Source organism: Enterobacter cloacae complex sp. GYL001, from assembly GCF_049237125.1.
GTDB lineage: Bacteria > Pseudomonadota > Gammaproteobacteria > Enterobacterales > Enterobacteriaceae > Enterobacter > Enterobacter hormaechei_C.
On sequence record NZ_JBMKGW010000003.1, the window covers coordinates 224,684 to 247,144 of the forward strand.

General features: G+C 52.2%; 29 protein-coding genes, 3 tRNA genes and 1 pseudogene. 2 read left to right on the forward strand and 31 right to left on the reverse strand.

Going from position 1 to position 22,461, the window contains the following annotated elements; genetic code table 11:
- Positions 1-2 precede the first annotated feature (2 nt).
- From ACOTWU_RS08405 to ACOTWU_RS08485, 17 genes and pseudogenes are all read right to left on the reverse strand, one after another.
- Positions 3-3,494, reverse strand: coding sequence for a phage tail tape measure protein (locus ACOTWU_RS08405; RefSeq protein ID WP_163364948.1), 3,492 nt, complete (start codon positions 3,492-3,494; stop codon positions 3-5).
- 46 nt (positions 3,495-3,540) lie between these two features.
- Positions 3,541-3,876, reverse strand: coding sequence for a zinc ribbon domain-containing protein (locus ACOTWU_RS08410; protein WP_016240210.1), 336 nt, complete (start codon positions 3,874-3,876; stop codon positions 3,541-3,543).
- A gap of 54 nt (positions 3,877-3,930) precedes the next feature.
- Entirely contained in the window at positions 3,931-4,209 is a 279-nt protein-coding gene (locus tag ACOTWU_RS08415; RefSeq protein WP_006809154.1) for a phage tail assembly protein T, read from the reverse strand.
- Positions 4,210-4,217: 8 nt separating this feature from the next.
- Positions 4,218-4,601, reverse strand: a complete 384-nt coding sequence (locus tag ACOTWU_RS08420; RefSeq protein ID WP_059444879.1) for a phage tail assembly chaperone — start codon at positions 4,599-4,601, stop codon at positions 4,218-4,220.
- Between the two features lie 32 nt (positions 4,602-4,633).
- Positions 4,634-5,053, reverse strand: a pseudogene (locus ACOTWU_RS08425) (phage tail tube protein); the annotation flags it as partial.
- 59 nt (positions 5,054-5,112) lie between these two features.
- Positions 5,113-5,460 (reverse strand): tail completion protein gp17, encoded by a 348-nt coding sequence (gp17, locus tag ACOTWU_RS08430; RefSeq protein ID WP_058652589.1) that lies wholly within the window; start codon positions 5,458-5,460, stop codon positions 5,113-5,115.
- Positions 5,457-5,906, reverse strand: a complete 450-nt coding sequence (locus ACOTWU_RS08435; protein ID WP_146877179.1) for an HK97-gp10 family putative phage morphogenesis protein — start codon at positions 5,904-5,906, stop codon at positions 5,457-5,459. The genes gp17 and ACOTWU_RS08435 overlap by 4 nt, the downstream gene beginning before the upstream one ends.
- A complete protein-coding gene (locus ACOTWU_RS08440; RefSeq protein WP_022648751.1) occupies positions 5,903-6,241 on the reverse strand; it encodes a phage head closure protein in 339 nt (112 codons plus the stop codon). Before ACOTWU_RS08440 ends, ACOTWU_RS08435 begins: the two co-directional genes overlap by 4 nt.
- Positions 6,241-6,567 carry a head-tail connector protein gene (locus ACOTWU_RS08445; RefSeq protein ID WP_146877180.1) on the reverse strand — a complete coding sequence of 109 codons (327 nt, stop codon included), beginning with the start codon at positions 6,565-6,567 and terminating at the stop codon, positions 6,241-6,243. Before ACOTWU_RS08445 ends, ACOTWU_RS08440 begins: the two co-directional genes overlap by 1 nt.
- Positions 6,568-6,600: 33 nt before the next feature.
- Positions 6,601-7,758: a phage major capsid protein gene (locus ACOTWU_RS08450; RefSeq protein ID WP_128111312.1), complete on the reverse strand. Its 1,158-nt coding sequence runs from the start codon at positions 7,756-7,758 to the stop codon at positions 6,601-6,603.
- Positions 7,759-7,760: 2 nt separating this feature from the next.
- Entirely contained in the window at positions 7,761-8,438 is a 678-nt protein-coding gene (locus ACOTWU_RS08455; RefSeq protein WP_232964219.1) for an HK97 family phage prohead protease, read from the reverse strand.
- Between the two features lie 17 nt (positions 8,439-8,455).
- Positions 8,456-9,730, reverse strand: coding sequence for a phage portal protein (locus tag ACOTWU_RS08460; RefSeq protein WP_232964220.1), 1,275 nt, complete (start codon positions 9,728-9,730; stop codon positions 8,456-8,458).
- Positions 9,730-11,244, reverse strand: coding sequence for a terminase large subunit (locus ACOTWU_RS08465; RefSeq protein ID WP_022648755.1), 1,515 nt, complete (start codon positions 11,242-11,244; stop codon positions 9,730-9,732). The genes ACOTWU_RS08460 and ACOTWU_RS08465 overlap by 1 nt, the downstream gene beginning before the upstream one ends.
- 6 nt (positions 11,245-11,250) lie before the next feature.
- Positions 11,251-11,736, reverse strand: coding sequence for a hypothetical protein (locus tag ACOTWU_RS08470; protein ID WP_047633731.1), 486 nt, complete (start codon positions 11,734-11,736; stop codon positions 11,251-11,253).
- A 183-nt stretch (positions 11,737-11,919) separates the two neighbouring features.
- Entirely contained in the window at positions 11,920-12,123 is a 204-nt protein-coding gene (locus tag ACOTWU_RS08475; protein WP_058647378.1) for a hypothetical protein, read from the reverse strand.
- Complete coding sequence (locus ACOTWU_RS08480; RefSeq protein ID WP_001031354.1) at positions 12,123-12,464, reverse strand: HNH endonuclease signature motif containing protein; 342 nt, start codon at positions 12,462-12,464, stop codon at positions 12,123-12,125. Before ACOTWU_RS08480 ends, ACOTWU_RS08475 begins: the two co-directional genes overlap by 1 nt.
- On the reverse strand, positions 12,461-13,048 hold the full coding sequence (locus ACOTWU_RS08485) for a hypothetical protein (RefSeq protein WP_421625761.1): 588 nt from the start codon (positions 13,046-13,048) through the stop codon (positions 12,461-12,463). The genes ACOTWU_RS08480 and ACOTWU_RS08485 overlap by 4 nt, the downstream gene beginning before the upstream one ends.
- 168 nt (positions 13,049-13,216) lie before the next feature.
- Here ACOTWU_RS08485 and ACOTWU_RS08490 point away from each other — a divergent pair, with 168 nt between their 5' ends.
- A complete protein-coding gene (locus ACOTWU_RS08490; RefSeq protein WP_040117529.1) occupies positions 13,217-13,474 on the forward strand; it encodes a hypothetical protein in 258 nt (85 codons plus the stop codon).
- Here ACOTWU_RS08490 and ACOTWU_RS08495 read toward each other — a convergent pair.
- The gene (locus ACOTWU_RS08495; protein WP_232964221.1) at positions 13,428-13,763 is read right to left on the reverse strand and encodes a hypothetical protein; all 336 of its coding nucleotides are present in this window, start codon (positions 13,761-13,763) and stop codon (positions 13,428-13,430) included. The genes ACOTWU_RS08490 and ACOTWU_RS08495 overlap by 47 nt on opposite strands.
- 11 nt (positions 13,764-13,774) lie before the next feature.
- On the reverse strand, positions 13,775-15,232 hold the full coding sequence (locus ACOTWU_RS08500; RefSeq protein ID WP_232964222.1) for a glycosyltransferase family 2 protein: 1,458 nt from the start codon (positions 15,230-15,232) through the stop codon (positions 13,775-13,777).
- A 190-nt stretch (positions 15,233-15,422) separates the two neighbouring features.
- On the opposite strand from ACOTWU_RS08500, the gene ACOTWU_RS08505 reads away from it, so the two are divergent.
- A complete protein-coding gene (locus ACOTWU_RS08505) occupies positions 15,423-15,713 on the forward strand; it encodes a Bor family protein (RefSeq protein WP_032671404.1) in 291 nt (96 codons plus the stop codon).
- 110 nt (positions 15,714-15,823) lie between these two features.
- Here ACOTWU_RS08505 and ACOTWU_RS08510 read toward each other — a convergent pair whose 3' ends face one another.
- The 12 genes from ACOTWU_RS08510 to ACOTWU_RS08565 all read right to left on the reverse strand — a co-directional run bounded on the left by ACOTWU_RS08510 (position 15,824) and on the right by ACOTWU_RS08565 (position 22,421).
- Positions 15,824-16,201 (reverse strand): hypothetical protein, encoded by a 378-nt coding sequence (locus tag ACOTWU_RS08510; RefSeq protein WP_062939161.1) that lies wholly within the window; start codon positions 16,199-16,201, stop codon positions 15,824-15,826.
- A 219-nt stretch (positions 16,202-16,420) separates the two neighbouring features.
- The gene (locus tag ACOTWU_RS08515) at positions 16,421-17,041 is read right to left on the reverse strand and encodes a hypothetical protein (protein WP_072206435.1); all 621 of its coding nucleotides are present in this window, start codon (positions 17,039-17,041) and stop codon (positions 16,421-16,423) included.
- 9 nt (positions 17,042-17,050) lie between these two features.
- The gene (locus ACOTWU_RS08520) at positions 17,051-17,323 is read right to left on the reverse strand and encodes a hypothetical protein (protein ID WP_232964223.1); all 273 of its coding nucleotides are present in this window, start codon (positions 17,321-17,323) and stop codon (positions 17,051-17,053) included.
- On the reverse strand, positions 17,320-17,862 hold the full coding sequence (locus tag ACOTWU_RS08525) for a glycoside hydrolase family 108 protein (RefSeq protein ID WP_058652405.1): 543 nt from the start codon (positions 17,860-17,862) through the stop codon (positions 17,320-17,322). The genes ACOTWU_RS08520 and ACOTWU_RS08525 overlap by 4 nt, the downstream gene beginning before the upstream one ends.
- A gap of 2 nt (positions 17,863-17,864) precedes the next feature.
- The gene (locus ACOTWU_RS08530; protein WP_001514184.1) at positions 17,865-18,140 is read right to left on the reverse strand and encodes a phage holin family protein; all 276 of its coding nucleotides are present in this window, start codon (positions 18,138-18,140) and stop codon (positions 17,865-17,867) included.
- Positions 18,137-18,538 (reverse strand): putative holin, encoded by a 402-nt coding sequence (locus tag ACOTWU_RS08535; protein WP_049108604.1) that lies wholly within the window; start codon positions 18,536-18,538, stop codon positions 18,137-18,139. Before ACOTWU_RS08535 ends, ACOTWU_RS08530 begins: the two co-directional genes overlap by 4 nt.
- 164 nt (positions 18,539-18,702) lie before the next feature.
- A tRNA-Thr gene (locus ACOTWU_RS08540) sits at positions 18,703-18,777 on the reverse strand.
- Positions 18,778-18,782: 5 nt separating this feature from the next.
- Positions 18,783-18,857, reverse strand: a tRNA-Gly gene (locus tag ACOTWU_RS08545).
- A gap of 5 nt (positions 18,858-18,862) precedes the next feature.
- Positions 18,863-18,937: transfer RNA gene (locus ACOTWU_RS08550), tRNA-Asn, on the reverse strand.
- A 46-nt stretch (positions 18,938-18,983) separates the two neighbouring features.
- Positions 18,984-19,469 carry an HNH endonuclease gene (locus ACOTWU_RS08555; protein ID WP_015570940.1) on the reverse strand — a complete coding sequence of 162 codons (486 nt, stop codon included), beginning with the start codon at positions 19,467-19,469 and terminating at the stop codon, positions 18,984-18,986.
- Between the two features lie 294 nt (positions 19,470-19,763).
- Positions 19,764-20,546, reverse strand: a complete 783-nt coding sequence (locus ACOTWU_RS08560) for an antitermination protein (RefSeq protein ID WP_232964224.1) — start codon at positions 20,544-20,546, stop codon at positions 19,764-19,766.
- Between the two features lie 3 nt (positions 20,547-20,549).
- Positions 20,550-22,421, reverse strand: a complete 1,872-nt coding sequence (locus ACOTWU_RS08565) for a toprim domain-containing protein (RefSeq protein WP_047051618.1) — start codon at positions 22,419-22,421, stop codon at positions 20,550-20,552.
- Between the last annotated feature and the right edge of the window lie 40 nt (positions 22,422-22,461).

Here is a 22,461-nt window from a genome sequence, read left to right on the forward strand (position 1 = left end):
GGTTAAACTCCCTTGATTAATCGCCACAGAGGCGAGCCCGGCATGCTGGCCTGTTCGTTAATGACACCAGTGATGGCATCCTTAAGCTGCCTGCCTGCTGCTCCGGCAGTACCCTGACTGGACGCCTGTGGAGATCCGCCCTGAATATTGATATCGCCGAAGTTAACTGAAGGCACACCTCCGGAGACCTGCGGAGTACCAACTGCCCGAACGCCCAGCGAACCATCAGCGGCGCGCGTAAGCGGCATAATGGCTTCCGGACCAGCCTCGGCAAAAACCCCTGCGCCTTTGGCAAAAGCAAACAGCTGAGGCGTCTGGAAAACGCCATTGCTGTAAGCGCTCAGGGACGGAGAGTCGTAAACATTACCCTTCGCATTAAATGTGAAGTTCGCGCCAGCATTCTGAATAGCGGTACCGCTGCTGGCGGTTGCGGCTGACGAGGCACCAAAACTGAACAGTGATCCAATTGAGCTGACGCCATTAGCAACAGCCATGTTCACCAGAACGTTCTGGATAATCTTCAGTACGCTCACGCCCCAGTCCTTCCAGCTGTCAACGTTGCCATTGAGCATGTCGGTGATCGTGGTGACCGCGCCACCCATGGCCTGCTTCATGCCGTCAGCGGCCATGGAAGAATAATCAGTGGCTTCGTCCACCCAGTTCGCATAACCCTCAGACAGTCCCGTCATCCAGTCGTCACGCTGAGCATCAGAAGCTGCGTAATATCCCTCCTGGTCGCGCAGGCGCTCTTCGAGGTAGCGCTTATTAAGTGCCAGCCCCTGCTGATAGAACGTCTCGTCGATTTCACCAGCCTGACGCTGGCGGAGAAGATCGGTATTCTTCTGCTCAAACTCCTTACGCAGATTGAACTGCTCCTGAAGTCTTTCACGGAACCTGGCTCCCTGCCCATAGCCCAGCAGTTGCGCTTCATTGGCTGCGCGGGCGCTGGCGTTACTGTCAGCAAGGTTGGCTTCGTAATTTCGCAGTTGCTCACGCAATTTAACCTGGTCAATGAGCGCAGCATTCTGCAATACCGTCTTTTTCTGGGCTTCTGTCAGAGAAGCAAGCTCGCCCTGGCTGACCTGGTATTTAACCTTCGCCAGTTCAGTATTCTGGCCTTGCAGGGCAATCTGCTCTTTTTGCTGCTTGATAAGGCGCTTATACACATCCTCGGTTTTCTCGCCTTCGGTTTTACCACCCTTCGCCTTAGGTTTGTTGGCCTCATTATTCCGCCATTCAGCAAGACCGTTATTAATCAACTCCTGACGGCCTGTCTGGAATTGCGGATCACTGGTTAACCCCAGGTCATCGGCTGCATAACTCAGACGCAGGCGCTCTTTGGCCTCACCCTTCAGGCGTGACAACTCAAGATCCCGACGGCTCTTTTCGAGGGCATCGGTTTGCTTTTTGTCGAGGTCGGCCTGAGGAAGTCTGAGAGGGACGTTCGCCAGCCCTTGCCGAGCCATTAATAGCTGATTTCCCAGCCCCAGCAGACGGTTAAATTCGTCATGCTGCCCATTCATCAACAGGAGAGATTGATAAGCCCGGTTTTGATTAGCAGCCTCTTCTCGAATGAGTGCCACCCGGCGATGTTCAAGCCCTTCCAGAACCTGTTGAATAGAAGCGGATTCTTGCTGCATCTGAGCAAGTCTTTCTTGCTCAACAGATAACTGCTCTGTAGCCGTAGCCAGCCCACGAGTCACAGTGTCCAAATATGTCAGGTGGTTAATCATGAAACCACCGCTGGTAGTTGGACCGGGATTACTAATCACTGACTGATAACCAGCTATCTGCTCTTTCAGGCTTTCAACCTTGCTCTTTTGTTCATCAATTAGCCTGTTTTGTTCATTCAGTGCGGCACGAGTTTTCTCTGCATTATCTGAAGCTTCAGGAAGGGTCATTGCCCTCGTCTTTTTACTGACTTCATCTATCGTGCTGGCATACTCCTGAGCAGAGCGCCGAGCCTGCTCCTGATTTTGATACACCGCATACCAGGCACCGGCTCCAAGCATCACCAATCCCGGCACGCCGCCAATGAGCCCGAGGGCACTGCTTAAAAGGCGGGTGCCAACAGATGTGACACTATTGAGATTGCTTTGGGTGGTAACACGATTTGCAAGGTTCCGGTCTCTGGCGGCCTCCGCGGAAGCCAGGCGTCTTTCAGCGATAGCCTGTGCATCGGCGTTTTTTGCTGCCACCAGACCTGCCTGCGCACGCTCAAGCGCTGTTCTGGCTCTGACTTTCTCTGTAGCAGAACCGCTGGCTAGAGCGGTAGTCAGCCTGGCCTGGGCTGCAGTGACTTTTGCTTCTGCCGCAGCAATTTTCTCTTGCTGCGCAGCCTGAACATCTGCGCTACGCGATCTCTGTACAGCTTGCTGAGCCCTATAAACCTCCGCCCTTGAGGCGGCAACGGCAGACTGCGCAGCCTTATCCTGTGCAACGGCAAGAGCAACCTCTGACTTAGCCGCAGAAATTAGCGCGCCGGTTGCGCTCGTGGCGCTAGTTACTACTCCACTGAGATACCTTGCCAGCCCAACGCCAACAAGTGCACCCGCCACTGTTGTGATCGTGGACATATTGTCTGCAACATCACTTAGTGCGCCGCTTACTGCCGAAGAGGTAAATGAATCAAGCGTTTGGGCAACTCCGTCTAGGCCACCAGATAGCGCATCGGTAGCACCTGTAGCCTGGTTGACACCTCCAACCCATGCCATGAACGAGTTTGTGACTTTTTGCAGGGATCCGGAAACTGTTTGCGGCATGCTGGCAAACTCACCCTGTAATGAGCCCAACTGGCTCATTAATGCAGGAACAACCTTATCAATCGTAAGTTGCCCCTGGTCAGCCATGCTCTTCAGGTCTTTGCGGGCCACGCCCATTCCGGCGGCAAGTGCGCGGATAACACGATCACCTGCTTCGTTAACGGCGTTGAATTCTTCACCGCGAAGAACGCCCTGCGCCAGAGCCTGGCTGAATTGAGTGATAACAGAACTCGCTTCCTGAGTATTAGCCCCCGAAAGTTTAAGGCCGGTAGAAACAGCTTCGGTAATTTTCAGAACTTCGTCAGAGCTATACCCAAACTCACGCATTGAAGCAGCTGCGCGTGAAAAAAGGTTTGCGTTGTCTGAAAACGCGGTGCCAGTTCTTTGGCTGATTTCCATTAACTGGCGCTGAGAGGCAGCAAAATCATCAGCTGAAGATGATGCCTGCTTAAGACGGGCGTTTACTGAATTCCACTCATCAGCAATCTGCACGAGCTTACCAGTCGCAAAAGCGGCCGTAGCAGCAGCAGCGGCTCTTCCTGCCGATGCAAACCCAGCGGTCAGATCAGATAACGCCCTTTCGCTCTCTCGGGCGGCAGCGGCAGCCTGACGGCCACCATTTTGCATGGTGCGGTAATAATCCTGCCCCATACGTGAAGCGCGGGAAATTTCCGTCTGGAATGATTGCGAGTTAGCGGAAATTTTGATTATTAACTCACGTAAAGTTGCCATTTAGTCTAACTCCAGACGTAAAAAAACCGCCGAAGCGGTTTTATTTTTATTGTTTCCAGACCTTTTGCCTGGCTTCTTCGAGGTATTCTTCATCAGTCTTAACCGGTGGGGAATCGACTGCTAAATCACTACCACAGTGCTTACATTTAATAGCTTCGCTTTTGATTAACTCTGCACAGAATGGGCACTTCTTCATACCATCGTTTTCAATTAAGTCTTTTTCTTCTGCCGCAACATCCTTCTTTATTACCAAAGAATGTACAAAAGCAATTATGAATAGCAGAGCACCATACACCCACCATGCAAAGAAAGATCTTCCTTTGCTTTGAGCAATTAAGGCTGGAATTAAGCCTATAACAATTGAAACTAGTAAAATTTCCATTTTGGTTCCCCAGCATTATCAGTCTAAGAATCCTAATATTATCTGGGTCAAAAGTCACTGCGTCGCGGCAGTAAGTGCAGCCTCAAGCCCAGCAAACGGGTCCTTCGGTTCTGATTGCTCATCGCCACCCCATCGCAGGATCGCATCGTCCAGCGGTACTTTTGCCCCCTGCGAACCGTAGATGGCAGAGACGAGCTGAGCTGCCTGAATGTCGCCACGGATATCGCCAACCGGACTTTGCCTGTCGTACTCAATCCACATCAGAAGCTCGCTTGCCGTCATATTCTGCCGAAGCTCTGAGAGCGTGCGCCCCATCCGGAGCGCAAGCGACATCAGAAACTTTACGCCGGGGGTTGAGACTTTTCCCGCGCTTCGTCCGCGTTGTTAATCAGGTCAAGCGCCTGTTTGAGCAGGCGTGAGTGTACGGGTCCGTAAATTTCACGCACCTGCTCTTCTTCGTCAACGCTGAATACCGGTTGCTTATTGGTATCGCACAGGACGTCAATGAAGAGCACCACGTCAGCGCAAAGATTACGGTGCGCCTTTTCCGATACCGACACATTTTCATCGTCGGCACCCGCTTTCACCACCTCCTGCCAGCGCAGCCAGGCTTCACCTGACGGCTCACGGAGAACCACCTTGACGCCTTCCCACTCAGGAACGGCGACCGTCTTATGACGAAAGCCCGACATCTTAGCCAGGGCGAGGTTTTTAATATTCTTCATGCAACCCCTCAGGAACCAGATTCAATGTTTTCAGGCTTACCCTTCAGGCGCAGGGAGAACGTTGCCGCCACTACGCCGTTGGTACCGGAAGACCATGTGTGCTGGCGGATTTCAGCCAGGAACTTAAAGCCTTTGCCGGACGGGAAAATGACCTGGAAAGCGTAGGTCGTATCGTTGTCATACGCATCGCGCAAGGCGTCCTGCGCCGGGTTCTTGTAAAAGTTACCGGACAGAGAGATTTCTGACGGAGAAGGCAGGCCGTTAATGTTCTCCTGCTCTTCTGAGCAAAGCGTTGTTACGTCGATATCCTGCTTCTGGCCACCGGTGAACTGAATTTCTTTGATGGTGCAACTCAGATCGAGGAAGGTTGCGGAATCCATCGTTTCTTTGGTGGCTGGCAGGGAGGAAATAAGGATCTTCGTCAGCTGCGATTTTTCATAAAGTGCAGACATAGCTGTCTCCTGGAAAAAGAAAACCCGCCATCAGGCGGGTTCGTTGGGTGAATTAATTGTCAGGGGGTAACCCTGAAATCGAGGGTCATGCGGTAGAGTCGTCGATGGGGCTCGTATCCGGGGAGCCTGGCGACCTCCGTCGGGTTTAGTGGCCGTAGCGCCACTAGAGCATCTTCCACGAGCGCGCGCGCCTCTTTGATGGAGGTTGAGTAAGCATCTACCTGAATGGAAACCCTGCTCTCTGCCTGGCCACACAGCACGTCAGCGGAAACATCATCGACGATGGAAAAGATAATCCAGGGTGGAGAGACAGACGGTTTCCCGTCACTACCTAATGGCGCAACGTAGGGATATACCCGCCCTTCTGCCAGGGGAGAAAGCAAAGCGTAGATATCATCTTCATTCACTTGCTCAACACCTCATCAATAGCCTGATTCATCCTGGCAATGGCGACGCTGGCGGCCTCTTCCTCGCGCGTATCGTAAGCGGGTCGCACAAAAGGATGCGCAGGCATGTTCGCAGTGCCAAGCTCCACAAAGCGCCAGTAAAAGGCGTTTCTCGGGTTACTCGCCTTCATTGTGTTATCGCTGTTCCCGGTGCGCGGGTTAACACCACGAATATGGACGCCGGAATAAATTTCCCCGCGGCGACGGCTTTTTTGGGTCACCACCACCACGTTTTTTTTCAGTTTCCCAGTTCGCACCGGAGCGCGGGCGATCACTTCTTCCTTAAGCACTTCGGCACCAGCGCGCGTAGCATCACGCAGAACCTTGTTGTTTTCAGCACGGCTAAGCGCCTCCAGATCCTTTGCGATGTCATTCAACCCGGAAAAATCGAGGCTCGTCCCAATCATTTTTCAGCTCCCGTTTTGCAAAGAATTTCCAGGCGAGTGCCGGTCGCATTTGCTACAGGAGGACCGATGATATTTAGCACCTGACCTTTATACGGGCCGCTGAGCACTTCAAGACGAGAAGAGGCGTTCAGCTCAGCCCTGAAGCGCATCCAGACGCGAATGGTTGCCTGCGCCGTTTCCGCGCCGCCTGACATCTGCTCTCTGCCGCTGATCCCCTTTACCTCAGCCGGGACCGGGTTGCCACCACTCCACGATTCAACCGGCTGACCAGATGGATCGCGCGAAGTCGTGAAGGTGAGAATTTTTACCCGGTGCCTGAATCGTCCAGGTTCCATCAGGAGCCCTCCTCAGGTTCAGATTTACCGCGCCAGTTGCGATGGATGAACATCATGCGTTCTGCTGCAGCGTTCTCATATAGCTGTACTTCGCTTTGCGCAGTGCGGTGTTCAAACATGTCAGCAAAGACAAGGAGAACGGCGCCCTTAACGGCTGCAGGAATATCAGCAGCAACTTTCCATGCTGGTTCATCGCACCAGCGTATGCAGTAGTCAAAAGCTGCCTGAGCGTACATGGTGATCAGCTCGTCCCTGTCGTCTTCCTCAAATTCAATCTGCTGCTTAAACAGGCGGAGGCCAATTACATCCAGAACATCTATCGCCATAAGTTAAAAGGGCGGGTCACCCCGCCCCCTCCATCATGAGCCAGAAGAGAAAGCGCCCTTGATGATTGCCGTCGGGCGATAGTGCGCCAGCGCCAGGCGTTCTTCGCACAGAATGGTCAGCATGTTTTTCACGAAGTTGTCGCGGTCTTCACGGCTGACTTCCACGGTGGCATCCATGCGATCCCACACCTGTGAGGCCATATCAAAACCGCCCACCGTAAAGGTGCCGGCGGCCTGCGCCTTAGTCGGAACCACTGGCAAACCCCACATGATGTTGCTGGTAAACGCCTGAGGACCACCGAAGATATAGCGGCCTTCGTTGTCTTTCAGCAGCGCGATGTTGTGCCAGTCGCGCGGGTTCAGGACGATACCGGAAGCGCTAAACTCAGACTCTGTCACCTGATAAATAGCGTGAGCGATAATGTCAGCGCGGGTGTCGCCGGTGGCATTCAGCGAGGTGTCATAGGCTGTTGCCACTTTATTCAGACCTTCCAAGTTATCCCCGGTACCGTCGCCGTTCAGCAGCTGGCCTTCTTCCTTCAGCGCCAGACCATACATGAGGCGGTTGTTGACGTATGACTGCAGCATTGGCGCATCGTCCATAACCTGACGTGACGCCTGCACCCAGTGGGCGATAGTCTTCACGTTCGCGGTCTGTTTGCTGAAGGTAATATCCGATTCAGGTTTCAGCGCTTTCTCGGCCACCACATCGGCGTTATTGGTAAACACCTCTTCACGGACGTATTCCAGGGAGTTACTGGAAATGCGGCCCTGCGCCAGCAGATCACGAATGGTCAGACGGCGCAGGCCCGGCATGATGATGCCTGGAACCTGCATAGGCTGGATCAGGCTGCCTGCAGAATCAGAATCACTACCCAGCGACTTGTTAAAGGTTTTCGCGTCGAAGCTGCCTTTGCTGCCGTTCCAAGACTTCTGCAGCTCTTCCGCTGCGCGTTCGGAGAAGGATTTCTTCTCACCCGGATTTTCGGCACCGGAGGCCAGTTTCTGCTCGAGATCGAAGAGGCGGGTACCGGATTTGGTCAGCTCTTCCTGTACTTTCGCAAGGTCGGACTGCAGTTGTTTAGAAACCTGACCGGTGCTTTCGATTTCTGCTTTCTGCGCATCGAAAAGCTGGGACATTTTCTGCTGGGATTCTTCGATAGCTTTTTGAATGAGAGCGAGTTCAGACATAATTAATTACCTAAATTAGAAGGGAAAGATTTGATGCTCTGAAGCAGAGCGTTGATTTGTGCTTCGTTTCTGTCGCCCTCGGACTCGCTCCGAATCGCTGACTTAAACCGGGCTATTAACCCAACTGCCTGTGATTTGGTGAGGCCGACTGAATCCCTCAGCCAGTTCTCCACATCACGGATTGTTTCAATGCCATCCACGCTTTTCATGGCTGCAATGCCAGCCTGTTCGTTAGCCGGGAAGGTGCAGACGCTGATTTCGCGCAGGGCCTGGATATTCTTAAAAATGCGACCGGTAGGGATGATGGTGTAATCGTCTTTGGTAACCGAAAAGCCAACCGACATACCCTCAACCGTACCGTGCTGCATTGCAGCTTTCAGGTCGGTGGCACCGCTGTGCCCTGGCGTAAGTTGACCGCGAACGTAGAGCCCTTTTTCGTCTTCGGCCAGACTGTCCCATTTACCAACCGGCAGCTCCCACGTCTTGTGGTTGAAAAACATCGCCACTTTGCGGGTCTGGTTCGCCAGTGCGTTTTTGAACGCCCCGGGCAGAATGATGTCGCCATCGGAATCGGTGTTATTAAAAACAGAGGCATATCCTTCGAAAATCCCCTGCTTCCCGTCACCGGTGAATTTGATTTCTGTCTCGTCGAAGGACAGCGTTTTTACGATTTCAGGCATCACGGCCCCCATAAAAATTAAGCCCCGTTATTTCGGGGCTCTTTGTTGGTTCCTAAGTCGGTAATTGGCACATACTGCGCCTGTCGCATCGCTACATCTCCACCAGGTAATGGCGGCATGTTGTCTGTTCGGCGCATTTCGTTGATGGTACGCAGGCCGGACTCTCCCATTGCCTTCATGAACGCGGCACGGGAGGCAGAATCGCCCCTCAGGAGACCATCAAGATTGTGCTCAGCATGTAGGCGGCCAACGTCTTTCGATGGGATCAGCCATCGCTGAATACTGTTTTCCCACCGGGAGATATAGGGCTGCAGCGTGTACTGCAGGAAGCCGAGATTCTGCTGCTCGATACCCGATCCCCAGCTCGTTGACTTCTCGACATCGCCGACAAGGTGAGGCGGTACGCCAAAGAACCGCGCCAGCTCACTAACCTGGAATTTTCGGGACGCCATCATTTCGGCATCCTGTGGCGTTACGCCAATTGCCGATGTGGAAAAGCCCGCTTCCAGAATCCAGAGGCGTTTTTTTACCGGTCCGCCGGCGATCTCTTTAAAGTTCTCTTCGACCTGCGAGCGCTGCTGTTCAGTTAGCACTTTTTCGCCAGTTGAGAGGATTTGCGGAGACTTGGCACCATTGGCAAAGAAATCTCGCTGCTGGTCCTCCATCGCAACGGCCACACCTGCCGATTTACAGGCAAAGGCGATGGGCGACAGCCCTACCAACCCGGTGAATCCGAAGCCTTTAAGGTGAAAAATATCTTTCTGCGAAAAGTCGGCGTATTCGCTGTCGCGTTGATAGCGATATACCACTTTTTTTCCGACGAGTTTCACATCCATGTTGGCAGACTGAAGCGGGAGAAGGCTGATCACGTCACCCGCGCTGTTTCGGTCCACCAGTGCATATGCGTTACCATAAAAACAGAGCTGCATCGTCATGGCCTCCCTGAATTCCTGGGCGGTCATGTACTGATTCGGCGAGTAGCGCAGCAGTCGCGCCAGCGGATTGCTCAAATCCACTTTTTTACGGTTGTCGTTCTGGTCAGTTTCAAAAACTTCAAGCGGGAGGCATGCCGTGAGCGTTGAAATCAGGCTCACGCAGCGCCACACCGTCGAAATTTGCAGTATCCGTTCATCGTTAATGGATGAATCGCCCAGGTGTCCGTGGGCCGAAACGGGCCCCGTTTGTGAGCCCTGATTTGGGGTGACTAAACGCCCGCCGACAAACCAGGACTGCAGCCTTGCCCACCAGCCGTTATTGGTGCGCAGGTCAATCGTGTATTTAGGTTCTTCCATCACATGCTCAGCGGTCGGAAAATGAAGTCATCGAAGTCACCACCCTGTTCGGTAACTTCCCCATTTGCAGCACCAACGGACATTGTCATTGCGACCATGCCATCAATACGGCCCGTTGCTTTGGATTTATCCAGCTTTCGGTTGCCGGCAGCATCTTTTACTATCACCGCGTTCCAGGCACACATGGTTAACACCGGGTGCATGCCATGCCTCACCCGCCCGTTAAGCATCAGTGACTCAAGGGTGTCTACAGCTGGGCCCATATCCTTAAAGCCCTGGCCGAACTCGACCAGCGGAAGGCTCAGGCCGATGTCGTCAGCCTCTTTCCTGAACTGGTCAATGCGCCATCGGTCGAAGGCCATCGAAGTGAGGTCGAAATCACCGATGATTTCGGCGATGTCGGCGACCACGAATGAGTAATCGACGGACGCACCTGGCGTGGTACGCAAAAGTCCCTCCCTTGCCCATACGTCATAGGGCGCGCGGTCTGTTTTGGACCGCGCTTCCAATGTCTTTTGTGGGGTCCAGAAGAAGGGAAAGATATCCCAGACACCATCATCAGCCTCACCAGCGATAACCAGCGCCGTTAAGTCGTTCCTGGCTGACAGATCCAGCCCGGCATACCATTTCCTCGGTGTGTTAACCGGCGCTCCGCCGCACAACTCCCACACGCTGCGTGAGATGAACGGCGATACGGTAGACACTCGCTGATTAAGGTTGAGGTTGCGGAAAGTGTTCTCAAAGCTTGGCATTCGGCCTGCCATTTCAGCCTGGCGCGCCATGTCTTTTTCAGATCTGAACGTTCCCAGCGCCGGGTTCGCAGCAAACCAGGATTCTCGCTTACTGATATCAGCGTCTTTTGGCGCTTCGTAAACGTGGCAGACAATGTGCGGATCTTTCGATTTGACCGCATCATCAATCCAGATGCTCAACAGGTCGGCATCGTTCGCCGCCTGGGTGCTGATAACGATAAGAAGCGGATTCTCATGCGCACCCTGGGCTGTAGTAATCGCGTCGATAAAATCATCCTGTGGCCCCCTTACCTGTCCGGTTTCGTCCAGAATCGCCAGAATCGGGGAAAGTCCGTGTGTGGTTTTACCCTCAGCAGATAGCGCCTTGTATTCGACGTTACACGGCAACCCTATTAGCTTCTTGCCGCTGGGAATTATATGCACTAACACCTGCAGGTCCGGGTTCAGGTTCACCATCTTCACCGCGAGGTTGAAAACGATGGATGCCTGCTCGCGGCTAAGCGCACCGCTCACGATCTGGGTGTTCTGTACCGCTTCTGGTCCCACCAGATGCGCCAGCAGGATGCCGGCTATCAGTCCTGTCTTCCCATTTTTGCGCGCGATGCTAAGTATCGCTTTATCGGTACCGACTGGATTGTCGTAAACCGCCAGGATGAATTCTTTCTGGAAGGGGTCAAGCTGCATGGGCTTACCGAGAAGCTTGCCTTCCGGCACGATGCAATAGCGCTCAATGAACGCTATTACACGCTCACCTCGCGTCATAGTCTTTTATCCGTGTTTGGGAAAGGCGATCAGGTTATCTTCCTGGCTCTGATGCTCGTTTTTGGTATTTCGTGCATCACGATCATTCTGATTGCGTTTCTTCTGGTCGCGGCTTTCGCCGTTAGTTGCGTGGGAATGGATCTGCAGGTCACGGCGCTGAGCCAGGATGGTTCGCTGCAAATCAGGAATTTGTTTGCGGAGGTTTTTAATCAGCGCCTCATTCCTCGCTTCACCGCGCGCGCGTTCTTCTTTACGCAAATCTCTGCGTAAGACGGTGATATAGAGCTGGTTATTTGCCAGTTCTACAGCGGCCAGAAGGTCGGCCGGCGTCCAGCTGTCCAGAGCTTTCGATCTGATATTGTCATGCCAGAATGGTTCGGCTTTTTTTTCCAAACCTGCATGGGACGGAGGATCGATGGTGTCCACTGCTGCATTTTTCATGGCCTGAACCGCTGCCGCCGAACTGTCGGAACGGGTTCGTTTATCTGCCATATGTCAACACCTTAAAACTAAAAAAATCGGGTTAGCGTTAAAATCAAACTTTGGCGGCGGTCATTTGGGGCAAAGGTTTTGAAGATTTGATCCCCCCCCTGCCCTGATGCGATTCATTCTCATTTGATATCGTTGCATTTGAAATGATTTCACATGATAGGTAATCGACTTGCCGCCGCCGCGCTATGCCGAATGTTTGTCTACCTGTTCGAGTTTCTGAGTGCCTTTCCCACGCCCGGAGACAACATGCCCTGAGACGGTCACTGTCGGCACCTCCTGCCCTACAGCGTGCGAGAACTGAATGGATGTCACGTCCTTCATCTCCACGCCATCAATCACCAGGCGAACGAATTTTCCATCGCGGTATTCAATGCTGAGGTCTTTCATTAAGTGCTCCAGTGAGACGCAGGATCGAGCGGGTAGCCGTTGGCATCACAGCCTATTACCGCGCCGCTCTTCTCCATTCTCTGTTTCGTTGAGTCATGATGCGCTTTGCACAGTGGCTGCCAGTTCTCTTTACTCCAGAACAGGAGCTGTGCTTTCGATATGGCCAGCGGGTTACCTGACTTAAGCGCATCTTTGAGTTTGTGGGGCTCGATATGGTCAACCACCGTTGCTGGGGTTATGCGCCCCTGCTGCTCGCACATCACACATAGTGGGTGCTGCTGCAGGAAACGCAGACGGGCCTTATCCCATCGGCTGCCATATACGCGGGGCTCTTTGTTCATGACAGTCTCCATGCGCGGCGGCGTTCCGTCCTCGGCTCGTTGTCAGGATGACGCTCAACCGTCGGGAGGTCAGCGTGATCCACCAGCGAGTAACACGGATAAATCACCCGGCCACCGAATGCCTCACCGACGGCGTAATCAGCTGCCAGCGTTTTATTCCATGCGCTGAGCATGCGCCCCAGCCTGCCCTGAGGAGGGCTATAACATACCCCGTGAATCAGCTTGCTTAATACGATGTGGTCACCGCAGACGCTATCCGCATCCACCAGCATTCCGGCTATCTCTTTCTGATACTGCGGCGGTCGGCCGGTACCGAGATAAAAGCTCAGCATGTCATCAGGGAAACGCACCAGCCAGTCAGTTACCTTTTCGGTGAATCCCTGCACCGGTAGCGCGTCGTCTTCCAGCACGACTACCCGGCAAGGTTGCTCAGCAGCCCATTCAAGCGCGCGTCGGTGATTCCAGTTCGCGCCGTGGTTACCGTCATCAATAAGCAGATGGGCATCCAGCAGCGCAGCAAGACGTTGTGCTTGTCCCGTCCGGGTGTGGTGACCAACCACAACAAACCTAATGTCTTCAGCCACCAGCAAATCTCCATAAAAAAAGCTGCACAATGGCGGCTACTGTCTGAATATCAGGGTGTTGCTTCGTTTTAACCCTGGTTAAGGTAAGCATTCAGCCCGTCAGTGGTTGGACACTGGCGCACTCTGTCGCGGGGGGATGGCTGATTACCTCCGAAAAGGAAAATACCCATGGGTTCCATGTCAGAACTGGAAAAAGCAGTTGCAGATTTACAACGTGAATTAAAGATTGAAAAAGCCACCAATAAACTGGTTTTTTCTTTGATTATTGAAGCTGTTAACAAGCTGTCACCAAAACAGAATGTTGGGGACGTTCTGATGGATGTACTGAAGGAGGTTACACCGCCTGAAATTTCATCTGCCCCAGATGCTCACGAAGCGATTAAGAGAGTTGAGAAAATAATTCAGAAGAAGCAACCGCGTTCGTAACTTCCTGAATTAAATCGTCAGCGGCTCGGTGCTGAGCCGCATTCACAATCTGATCGATTACAGTTTTCGCGTGAGTTTCAGCGCGCTGCTTGTAACCTTCAAGAGTAAAGTCTGCTGTAATGTCTTCACGATAAGGTACAGTCAGCATTGTTTTCTTATTGATATGTACTTTGACGTCTCCGCCAATAGCCTCAACCGTTTTACAGTCCAGTGCCTCTGCTGAAGAGTAACCATTAATTTTTAAGCTAAAAGATTTTTGAGTCGGAAACTCAACCTCATACGAAATCATAAGAACTCCTGTTATTTATGGCGCCAGAAAGCGAACTCTTTACCGACTCCATCGGACTTAAAAATAGTGTGGATGCGCGGGCCGGTTACTATCCGATCGCCGAAAGACTTCGCCACAATCCCGAACGCCAGCATATCCCCCACCGCAGCGCCAGCCTGTTCTTTCTTCCAGAAACGATAGCTTTCGATCCGGTAGTAAAGACGGATGATGCCGTGAGCGAACGCCATTACATCAGCGCGGGAACCACCCAGCAGCCCAGCGTTAAGCATCACATCGTTGCGGTGCGCTTCGATAAACTCCTGATAGATGCGCTCCGGATGATTCTGCTTTGCCCAGGTGTCGGCGTAGGTCTTTGGTTCTGAACCGACGTACAACTTCCCTGGCTCCATTTCTTCCCACGGCGCGCGAAGCATTTCGACATCAGTACCATCGGTACACCAGACGAACCGGTATTCAGGGTGATGACGCAGATGCTGCCAGATGTGCAACCAGCGACGAAAGTAGACATTCATCTTCACGTCAGGAACGCGACATAGCTCAACATCTGCCGGGGCCGTCAGTAATTCATCCACCAGCGCTATACGCCCACATTGTCGAAGCGAGGCCGCCCATTTGCTCAGCATATCAGGCGAGGCCGCCATTTTTGTGCCGCGCTGCGGGTCAGGCTGACTGGTAAGCAGCGTAGTGATAACCACGTCGCGCTGACGCCGATATTCAACGTAACCGGTAAAGCCGGTATCACGTCGTTCGTTGTGGATCTTCACATTACGTTCCACCAGCGCCTGGCGGTCTGGCCTAGGTACCGAACGCTCCACCGCTTCATGCTCATCGAGGGAATGAATCAACTTGTCTGAACCGAGGACATCAGCGTAAGCCCACGTAGTCAGTCCTGCGTTATGGATGCGCAAGGCGAGGTCGCTGTGCTCATACATGCCGCGACCGTAAACCGGATCGAAACCGCCAACCTTCTCGATAGCGTTGCGATGGTAATACAGCATCACGCCACGCTGCCCGGTGTAAGCGATGTGCTTATCATCCCGGTACAGGACCGCCATATCCTTCAGCTTATTCGTCCCTGCCAGATCGAGAAACTGGTAAGCCAGGTGTGGCTCAGGTGATTCGATGTAAGGCAAGTGCCAGTTATCAGCGATGGGCCAGGCGTCATCGTCCCAAAGGAAAAGATGCTCACATCCGGCGTCCATCAGCGCGATTAAACTGGCGTTCTTCGAAGCAACAATGCCGAGTGATGTTTCATGGCGAAGTAGCTGCACGCCGTCAGGCACTACTGCGGCAGGTTTTGAACCATCATCGACTACCACCACCAGCGCACCGGCCGGCAGGTGCATCATGTGCTGTTCAAGCGCTCGTTTCAAAACGTCGGCGCGCTGGTGTGTCGTTATTGCAATACCGATCCGCGATGAAATGATGCTGGCAGGCGCATACGGGACACCATCAATAGTGACCTGCATAATTTTCCTCTGGGAAGTTTATTAATTATCTTATTCGTAATAATGGATGGTCTGACGATAGCAATGGATGATGTTGATAGTTAATCACTAGGGAAGTAGAACAAATCTAAGTTAAACTACTGGTCTGATATGTATAAATTAATGATACATGTCATTATTTTTGCGAACCAAACCAACAATAAGGTCATTTATGAAAAAGTTAATTATGGTAGCTCTGGTTGCCGCAGCTGTTTCTGGCTGCGCTCAACAATCATTTTCAGTAAACAAAGGCATAACGACTACGCCACAGCAAGTTACGACACATCATTTCTTCGTTAGCGGGATTGGTCAATCCAAGCAAATTGATGCTGCTCAGGTTTGCGGTGGTGCTGATAAAGTTGTTCGTACTGAAGTTCAACAGACTTTTGTGAATGGGTTGCTGGGATTTGTCACCTTCGGCATCTACACCCCTCGTGAAGCACGCGTCTATTGCGCGAAGTAATATTTCATAGCAATTGAAACTGATAATCCTCTAGCCCCCTAACAGGGGCTTTTTTACATCTGGTTGATAAAACAATTATCAAGCCCACCAGCAGGTGAGCTTTGTAATGGCTACTTCATCAGTGAGGCGGCGTATTCAATCAGGTAAAGCTTCGGAGCCAGCCAGATTTTTAGCCAGTCAAAGTTGAACCAGAATCCGGCAAACATAATGATAGAAGCCAATGCTCCGCAGACTATGTACAAAAAAGCAAAGAAATCTGCACCAGAGTATCCTTCCGCTATTACCCATGCTTTCTTAACCGTCAATAAGAATCCCATTACCGTCAGAATCGCTACCGCCTGAAACATCAGGCTACTTACTGCATTCCATATCAGCAGTTGATGAATAACATCAGGAACCTGAGCCTGACTGAATGAAACCGCTGCATCAACGCCATTACTTGCTTTCTGCAACAGCTCAGAAAGAACTTTGTTTGCCTGTTCGTTCACTACTTCTCCTTCTGGCAGTTAGCCTGCCACGCTTTGTTATGCGCCAGGATGTCTTTCTTCGTCTGGCGGTCCAGAACGTCGATGTCGTGATCTGTCAGGTAGATTGGCTTTACCCAGTCACAGGAATCGTGGACGAATACATAGCTGGGCTTTGGAGGTCCACCAACACAGCCAGCGGTCAATGCTGACACGGAAAGCACAGAGATAAACATGAAATATTTATTCATTATTGCCCTGCCATGGTTGAGTTAGCAGCGCCTTTTCAACACTCCATCCCCTGCTCAATCGGTGCGCGATTGTCTTTACTTTCACACCGTAGGTTTCAGCCGCTTTGGTAATGCACATTCGACCAGCTGGTGTATCGAGCATATGGTTACTTCGTCGGTTTCTTGCCTGGTCCTTCGGTGTGGCCCAGCGACAATTTTCTGGTGTATACCCTTTGTCGACATCAATTCGATCAAGCGTATGTCCCGCTGGCCGCTCCCCCATATCTTTAAGGAAAACTTTAAAGTCAGCCCAGGGTGCCCAGACATTAATACCTCGACCACCATAATTTGCGTAATCCGCATCATCCGGATAATTACAACGCCGCTGCATTGACAGCCAGCTTATATAAGTGGGGGAGGTTTCTGATGGTCTGCGATGCCCGTGTTTTGCACCCGACATGCAGCCGCAAGATTTTGTCCTGCCAGAGCGGAGTGCATTTGACCTGATAACTTTTTCGGTTCCACATTCACAACTACACAGCCACATGGAAACGCCTGAATTATCCTTCTTTGCGTAGGACAGCACAGTCAGCTTTCCGTAATGATTACCGGTTAGGTCGATTGCCTTCCTCATATTCACCCCTTATGAGCCGCGCTTCCACGTGTCCCGCAGCTCACGATCAACATCGTCGCCAGGCATATGGTTAACCGTCTGCTGTACATTGCTGGCCTCTTTCGTTGCTTCTACCCGGCGTTCGGCTACTGCTTCAGTGGCTGCGGCATTTTCTTCGGTTCGCTGCTGGTCTACTTTTGCTTCAGCCTGTTCACGTCCGCGAAAACGCCCCAGACCAAACGCACCAAGCACCATCAGGATCGCAAACCCGATTGCCGCGAGAACAGATTTGAGTGTCGTCATAGGCTCACCCGCTCGCGCATCCAGCCATAAACGAATGACTCGTTAGCCGGCCGCTGTTCTGCCAGCTCAAGATAACGCTGGCCCTGGCTACAGTTCAGTGCGCGAAGCAATACGATTTCCCCTTCGCCGCCTCGTTTCGCCAGGAAGGACTTCAGCGCGCTGATGCTACGTGGGCCGATCTGCCCGTCGGCGATCAGATCCGGATAGAACTGCTGCTGGTTATTGAAAACGTTCAGCCAGCGCTGGAACCATTTAACCTGCACCGATGGCCCCATGTTCACACCGGTATCGCAGAGTTCGGCGGCAATGGAAGGGGATACTTCTGCCACCTGGTCAAACCGCGGGCCATACCAGTAATCAGACTCAAGGATCGCCAGAGCCTGATCACGTGTAAGGTTTCGCATATCACCGGTATAACCATGCGCTCGGGCGGTTGCCTGAGTAATCCCCCAGTTCGTTGGGCCGCCCTTATCGTTCGGGTGATCAACATAACCACCCTCTTTGCCGAGAATGGTGTTAAAGATATCGTCTTTGGTCATGGCTATTCCGTAATGACGACCTTCGCCAGGTTCCCGCGAGCCAGCCACACCGCCATGCAGATGACGGAGTTAAGCAGCAGATCGCCGAGATTAACCTGAACGTAGTGGCCGAGCAGAATGTTGAAGGCATTGAATCCGGCGGCAAGGATGACCAGGTAGGCCAGTACCGCGACACTCAGGCGATGACGCTTTCCCTCTTTCCGGAAAAACATCAGCCTGACCATGATTAACAGGCAAACTATGGCGTTTGCATCCATCAGAAGAAGCTGCCATGTCATTTATCTTCCTCCCCCAGCCCCGGCATCTTCCCGCTTTTGGATTTGCGGAGAATGCGCAGCAGGACTGCCACGGAAATGGAAGCAGTGACAATTGCACCGACAGCTGGCGATACCTCAATGCTGGCCGGTGGCTTCATCAGGCTTAACGGCGTGTTGATGATTCCGGCCATGATTTTCGCCATGGGTACGGAGAAGAACACGCCACTGATAAACGATATCAGCGCAAAGATAGCCTGCTTCCAGAGTTGATGGGGATCTGAGGTCAGAACGTATAGCGCAGTTCCGGCGAGTGATCCGAGCATCACTGCTGGAGTCGCCTCCGGAAACAGCGTGGCAAAGGTTACACCGACTGATGACGATGTAATACCAACGCCTACGATAGTGAAGGTCTCAGACATATTTATTCCGTGTGTAGTTGGTTCAGACCCCCGGGACGATTTAACAAGTAGGCGTGTCGATGATGGTTCCCGGAGCCTGAAATAAAAAAACCCGGCGACAGGCCGGGAAGACGAGAGTAAGTCAATGTCGGCTCTCTGGCCGAAGAGTCCCAGGTAGTGGGTTCTGGTGCCGGGCAAAGGAATCGAACCTCTGACGCGCAGCTTACAAGGCTGCCGTTCTGCCACTGAACTAGACCGGCGAATTTGGAGCATCTGGCGGGGATCGAACCCGCATCTTCTGGTTGGAAGCCAGACGTAATTCCCAAACTACGACAGATGCAGAATTGGCGGGACAGGAAGGATTCGAACCTTCGACCACTCGGTTAACAGCCGAACGCACAACCGCTGTGCTTCTGACCCTGAAATAAAAAACCCGCTCGGAGGCGGGTTTGATGTCGTGTAGGCGTTAACGACACATTTCAGCTTTAGCTTTCATGTAAGCCTCGTGAGCCAACTCCGCAGTTTGGAAACTACCGAGCTCTTTACGTTGCCCGTTGATGCGAATAGCGGAACGCCATACGCCGCGAGCTTTGCACCAGTTTGCTCCAATCAGCTTGGACTTCGCCCCTTTTCGAACTTTGTGTCTGTTCTGTTGATTAACAAACTGGGTAACGATACGTAAGTTGTCCCATCGGTTATCTTTGGGATTGCCATTGATATGATCGACACACTTATCAGCCGGCGGCAGCGCACCGTCCATATACAAAAAAGCCAACCGATGAGCGAAAATTAATTTCTTATCGATCATTATCTGGATATAGCCGTACGTATCTGCGTTCCCGGCTATTTTGCCAGGCGTAGACCGTGAGTTTGTTCGCTTGATCCAAACAAATAAACCAGTCAAAGGGTCGTACTTCAGAACCTCTTTCAGCCGTTCTTGGGTGATGCTCATGATATGCGTATGCCTTACTTTGAAATGAACCTTTGCCGCACAGGAAACCAGCCCGTCGAGGCTCGCCAGCGCTAACCGACTTCCTCAAAGGCTCATTTCAAATGGATTGGTTCGACGTGATGAATGCGCGGGCGGTGCGCAGGAAATACGGGTACAAAAAAACCCGCAACGTGGCGGGCTTTTAGAGGTTAATTATCTACAGGCGCTATACTCCATAATCAGAAGCATACAGGACATTTTTATGCAAAGTCAACACTAACGTGCAAAAAAGTGTCGCCATTTGCTCCGATCATATTAATAAGTCGTTGCCTTCTCGAATTCTACAGCAGCGTGATGCTCCCCCTGCCGCAAAGTCTCCACCAGCATTTCATAGAAGGGTTTCCAGTTGCGTGACCATGAGGACTGATGGAGGTCCGGGAGACGCTTCAGAATGGCACGGTGTACCGTCGCCGAGGAGATAGCAGAGAAGCCATTACCAGAGCAACGTTCACACGTTTTGAAAACCGGTGCGCCACGTTCTTTGGTCGCTTTGCGATCCAGCACTTCACCTTTACCGCCGCATCTGCACCGCGCAAGGATTACCTTTTTCCCTCCGCAGGTTTCGCAAACCCTTTTCACCAGCTCATTTTTAATCTTCGGGGCCACCACTTCGGCACCGTCATCGTCGAAGATACCAGGATGTTTAACCACATCCTCATTCCCGGAGATAAAACCGGTACCGCTGCAACTGTGACATGTCACGCTGGTAGCCGCCGAACGGGAGTAATCAGCAAAGGCAAACTGCGCCAGCGTCAACATGCATGCTCCGAGCTTGTCGCCAGCGGCTTTGCGGACATTTTTAGGAGCGTTTTTGATAGCAACCTGCGCCAGCGCCTGAACTGCGAGCTGTTCATCCGTTTTGCTGATTCCCGCTTTACCGAAGAACGCCGCCAGGCCGAAGCGCGCACGGCTGCTGGTGGTACCAATCGCCGCCATTACGTCTGTTCCTGTAAGGCGGTCCGGAGAAGTTCCCTTCACGTCGTCGCTGATCTGCATTCCCTGAGGGCTAAAGTGTTTTAGTGATGCTTCAAGTTCCATATCTCAAACCCTCGTTACGTTGCTGGCTTCCCACTCGAGATCAAGCTCGCTTTGCGGCTTACCGACCAGGTAGTTAAATGGTTTTTTCTCGCCTTCCAGGAACTGGTGAGAGCGAGAGTCGAAATTAGCTCCGATGTCACCGATCCACCCTTCCCCTTCTCGTTGCTTCAACAAACGAATCATTGAAGCGGGGAGATTGATCGCGGCCTGTTCGTCTTTGTCGAGGCTCTCATAACCCATACGATCCGCTTTTCTCTGCGCCAGCTCACGGGGAATGTTGCGCCAGACGGCCATAACGTTGTCGGGCATGTCGGTTAAGGCGCCAGTGCCTTTTACGTCCATCTTTCCTGTTGGAGCGGAGTCGTTTGTTTTTCTGGCGTGGGTAACCAGCAGGACGTGACAGTTATGCTCGTTCTTGAAGTCGCACAGCGTATCGATGAAGTCCTTCTGACCTGTGTAGTCTTCTTCGTCTAAGCCACATTTAGCCAGGTTATCTATGACGAACAGCTCAATGCCATAGCGACGCCGGGCATAGGCAAAAATCTCAAGAAGCCGGTCTGCTTTGGCAGTTCCGGTAAGTTTGAATACCCAAAGGCGGTCAGAAAACCATTCGTTGGTCATAATGATTTCTTCACGTTTCGGTGAGGAAGTGCAGATGGTTTGCCGCGTGAGTCGGGCAAGCATTTTGCCTGGTTTAAGCTCCAGAGAAGCAATACACGTCCTGACGCCCTGACTCATCGCATCAATCGCGATATGTCCAACGAGCTCTGTTTTTCCATGCCCATTAACGCCATTAACGAGGGTCAGTTCACCGGCACGGAACTTAAAGTTGTTGTTCAGCGAAGCCCATGGGCTTGTAAACAGACCGGTATCCCGATGTTCGAATGCCTCGATAGTTTCCTGAAGCAAGTCCCCTGCTGAGCAAAGCTCATCGGGATCGAAGAATTTGGCGCGCTCCATGTATTCCAGAATGGAGTCGCTGTCCATGCCGTTCATCAGGCAATCGTTGATATCTTTGTGGGGAAGTTCAACCATGCGGCAACGATGTTCCCCAAGACGTCTGGCGATTTCTTTTGCAGCTTCACGGCCTACATTGTCGTTGTCCAGGCACAGCCAAATTTCCTGGAAGCGATCGAGGTTATGGTATTCATATTCAATCCACTGCTGTTTGGCCCCTTTGCCACCGCCAAAGGGAACAGACAGGGCATCATAGCCAAGCTGCGTAAAGGTCATGCAATCAATCTCACCTTCGCACAGAACTACCAGGCGGGTGTTTTTATCCAGAGCCTGCCAGCCAAACAGACATGGTTCGCAATCAGCTTCAGCCATAATCAGTTTTTTGCCGTTTGGCCTTTCGGTTCCAATACGTTTTACCTGTAGCAGTTCACCATTCCGGATGTACGGGAATGCCACTGCTGGTACCTCGCGGCTTTCGTCGTGATACCAGACCACCGCGTCTGTTACCTTAAAGCGATCGGCTGTTTCACGGGTAATTCCACGTGAAGCAAGGTAGTCATAGCATTTGCTGGCCGATTTAACGCCCTTTTTCGTCGGACGAGAGAACAGTTTTTTCTTCGCTTCGAAGTGGTGGTCGTCATCTTTCAGGCCAAGAAACTCTTTCGCCTCTCGCATTGCATCATGCAGCTGGCAGTTACGAACCAACACCCAGAGATCCAGCAGGTCACCGCTGTCACCGCTGGCAAAGTCAGCCCATGATTTTTTACCGCCGATATTGACCTTGAGGCTTTTGCCTGAGTCACCGTTCGTATTGCCAGCACACCACTCCTTCCCCTCCAGATGTCCTTTCGGAAGGAGAAACTTAGCGACGCGTTCAGCGTTATCCCATAGTTTTTCTGATAGTTCAGCTGGGCTCATAACTCACAAACTCCGTAAATCGAATTTAACAAAAAACCAT

Coding starts and splice junctions, on each gene's coding strand:
- ACOTWU_RS08420 (WP_059444879.1), bottom strand. CDS start 4,601: ATGAAGAATATTAAAAACCTCGCCCTGGCTAAGATGTCGGGCTTTCGT.
- ACOTWU_RS08405 (WP_163364948.1), bottom strand. CDS start 3,494: ATGGCAACTTTACGTGAGTTAATAATCAAAATTTCCGCTAACTCGCAA.
- ACOTWU_RS08470 (WP_047633731.1), bottom strand. CDS start 11,736: ATGGCAGATAAACGAACCCGTTCCGACAGTTCGGCGGCAGCGGTTCAG.
- ACOTWU_RS08475 (WP_058647378.1), bottom strand. CDS start 12,123: ATGAAAGACCTCAGCATTGAATACCGCGATGGAAAATTCGTTCGCCTG.
- ACOTWU_RS08440 (WP_022648751.1), bottom strand. CDS start 6,241: ATGGAACCTGGACGATTCAGGCACCGGGTAAAAATTCTCACCTTCACG.
- ACOTWU_RS08450 (WP_128111312.1), bottom strand. CDS start 7,758: ATGTCTGAACTCGCTCTCATTCAAAAAGCTATCGAAGAATCCCAGCAG.
- ACOTWU_RS08525 (WP_058652405.1), bottom strand. CDS start 17,862: ATGACCAAAGACGATATCTTTAACACCATTCTCGGCAAAGAGGGTGGT.
- ACOTWU_RS08410 (WP_016240210.1), bottom strand. CDS start 3,876: ATGGAAATTTTACTAGTTTCAATTGTTATAGGCTTAATTCCAGCCTTA.
- ACOTWU_RS08495 (WP_232964221.1), bottom strand. CDS start 13,763: ATGATTTCGTATGAGGTTGAGTTTCCGACTCAAAAATCTTTTAGCTTA.
- ACOTWU_RS08415 (WP_006809154.1), bottom strand. CDS start 4,209: ATGTCGCTTGCGCTCCGGATGGGGCGCACGCTCTCAGAGCTTCGGCAG.
- ACOTWU_RS08520 (WP_232964223.1), bottom strand. CDS start 17,323: ATGACGACACTCAAATCTGTTCTCGCGGCAATCGGGTTTGCGATCCTG.
- ACOTWU_RS08560 (WP_232964224.1), bottom strand. CDS start 20,546: ATGGAACTTGAAGCATCACTAAAACACTTTAGCCCTCAGGGAATGCAG.
- ACOTWU_RS08515 (WP_072206435.1), bottom strand. CDS start 17,041: ATGAGGAAGGCAATCGACCTAACCGGTAATCATTACGGAAAGCTGACT.
- ACOTWU_RS08530 (WP_001514184.1), bottom strand. CDS start 18,140: ATGACATGGCAGCTTCTTCTGATGGATGCAAACGCCATAGTTTGCCTG.
- ACOTWU_RS08555 (WP_015570940.1), bottom strand. CDS start 19,469: ATGAGCATCACCCAAGAACGGCTGAAAGAGGTTCTGAAGTACGACCCT.
- ACOTWU_RS08500 (WP_232964222.1), bottom strand. CDS start 15,232: ATGCAGGTCACTATTGATGGTGTCCCGTATGCGCCTGCCAGCATCATT.
- ACOTWU_RS08565 (WP_047051618.1), bottom strand. CDS start 22,421: ATGAGCCCAGCTGAACTATCAGAAAAACTATGGGATAACGCTGAACGC.
- ACOTWU_RS08460 (WP_232964220.1), bottom strand. CDS start 9,730: ATGGAAGAACCTAAATACACGATTGACCTGCGCACCAATAACGGCTGG.
- ACOTWU_RS08490 (WP_040117529.1), top strand. CDS start 13,217: ATGGGTTCCATGTCAGAACTGGAAAAAGCAGTTGCAGATTTACAACGT.
- ACOTWU_RS08465 (WP_022648755.1), bottom strand. CDS start 11,244: ATGACGCGAGGTGAGCGTGTAATAGCGTTCATTGAGCGCTATTGCATC.
- ACOTWU_RS08445 (WP_146877180.1), bottom strand. CDS start 6,567: ATGGCGATAGATGTTCTGGATGTAATTGGCCTCCGCCTGTTTAAGCAG.
- ACOTWU_RS08480 (WP_001031354.1), bottom strand. CDS start 12,464: ATGAACAAAGAGCCCCGCGTATATGGCAGCCGATGGGATAAGGCCCGT.
- ACOTWU_RS08455 (WP_232964219.1), bottom strand. CDS start 8,438: ATGCCTGAAATCGTAAAAACGCTGTCCTTCGACGAGACAGAAATCAAA.
- ACOTWU_RS08535 (WP_049108604.1), bottom strand. CDS start 18,538: ATGTCTGAGACCTTCACTATCGTAGGCGTTGGTATTACATCGTCATCA.
- ACOTWU_RS08505 (WP_032671404.1), top strand. CDS start 15,423: ATGAAAAAGTTAATTATGGTAGCTCTGGTTGCCGCAGCTGTTTCTGGC.
- ACOTWU_RS08435 (WP_146877179.1), bottom strand. CDS start 5,906: ATGATTGGGACGAGCCTCGATTTTTCCGGGTTGAATGACATCGCAAAG.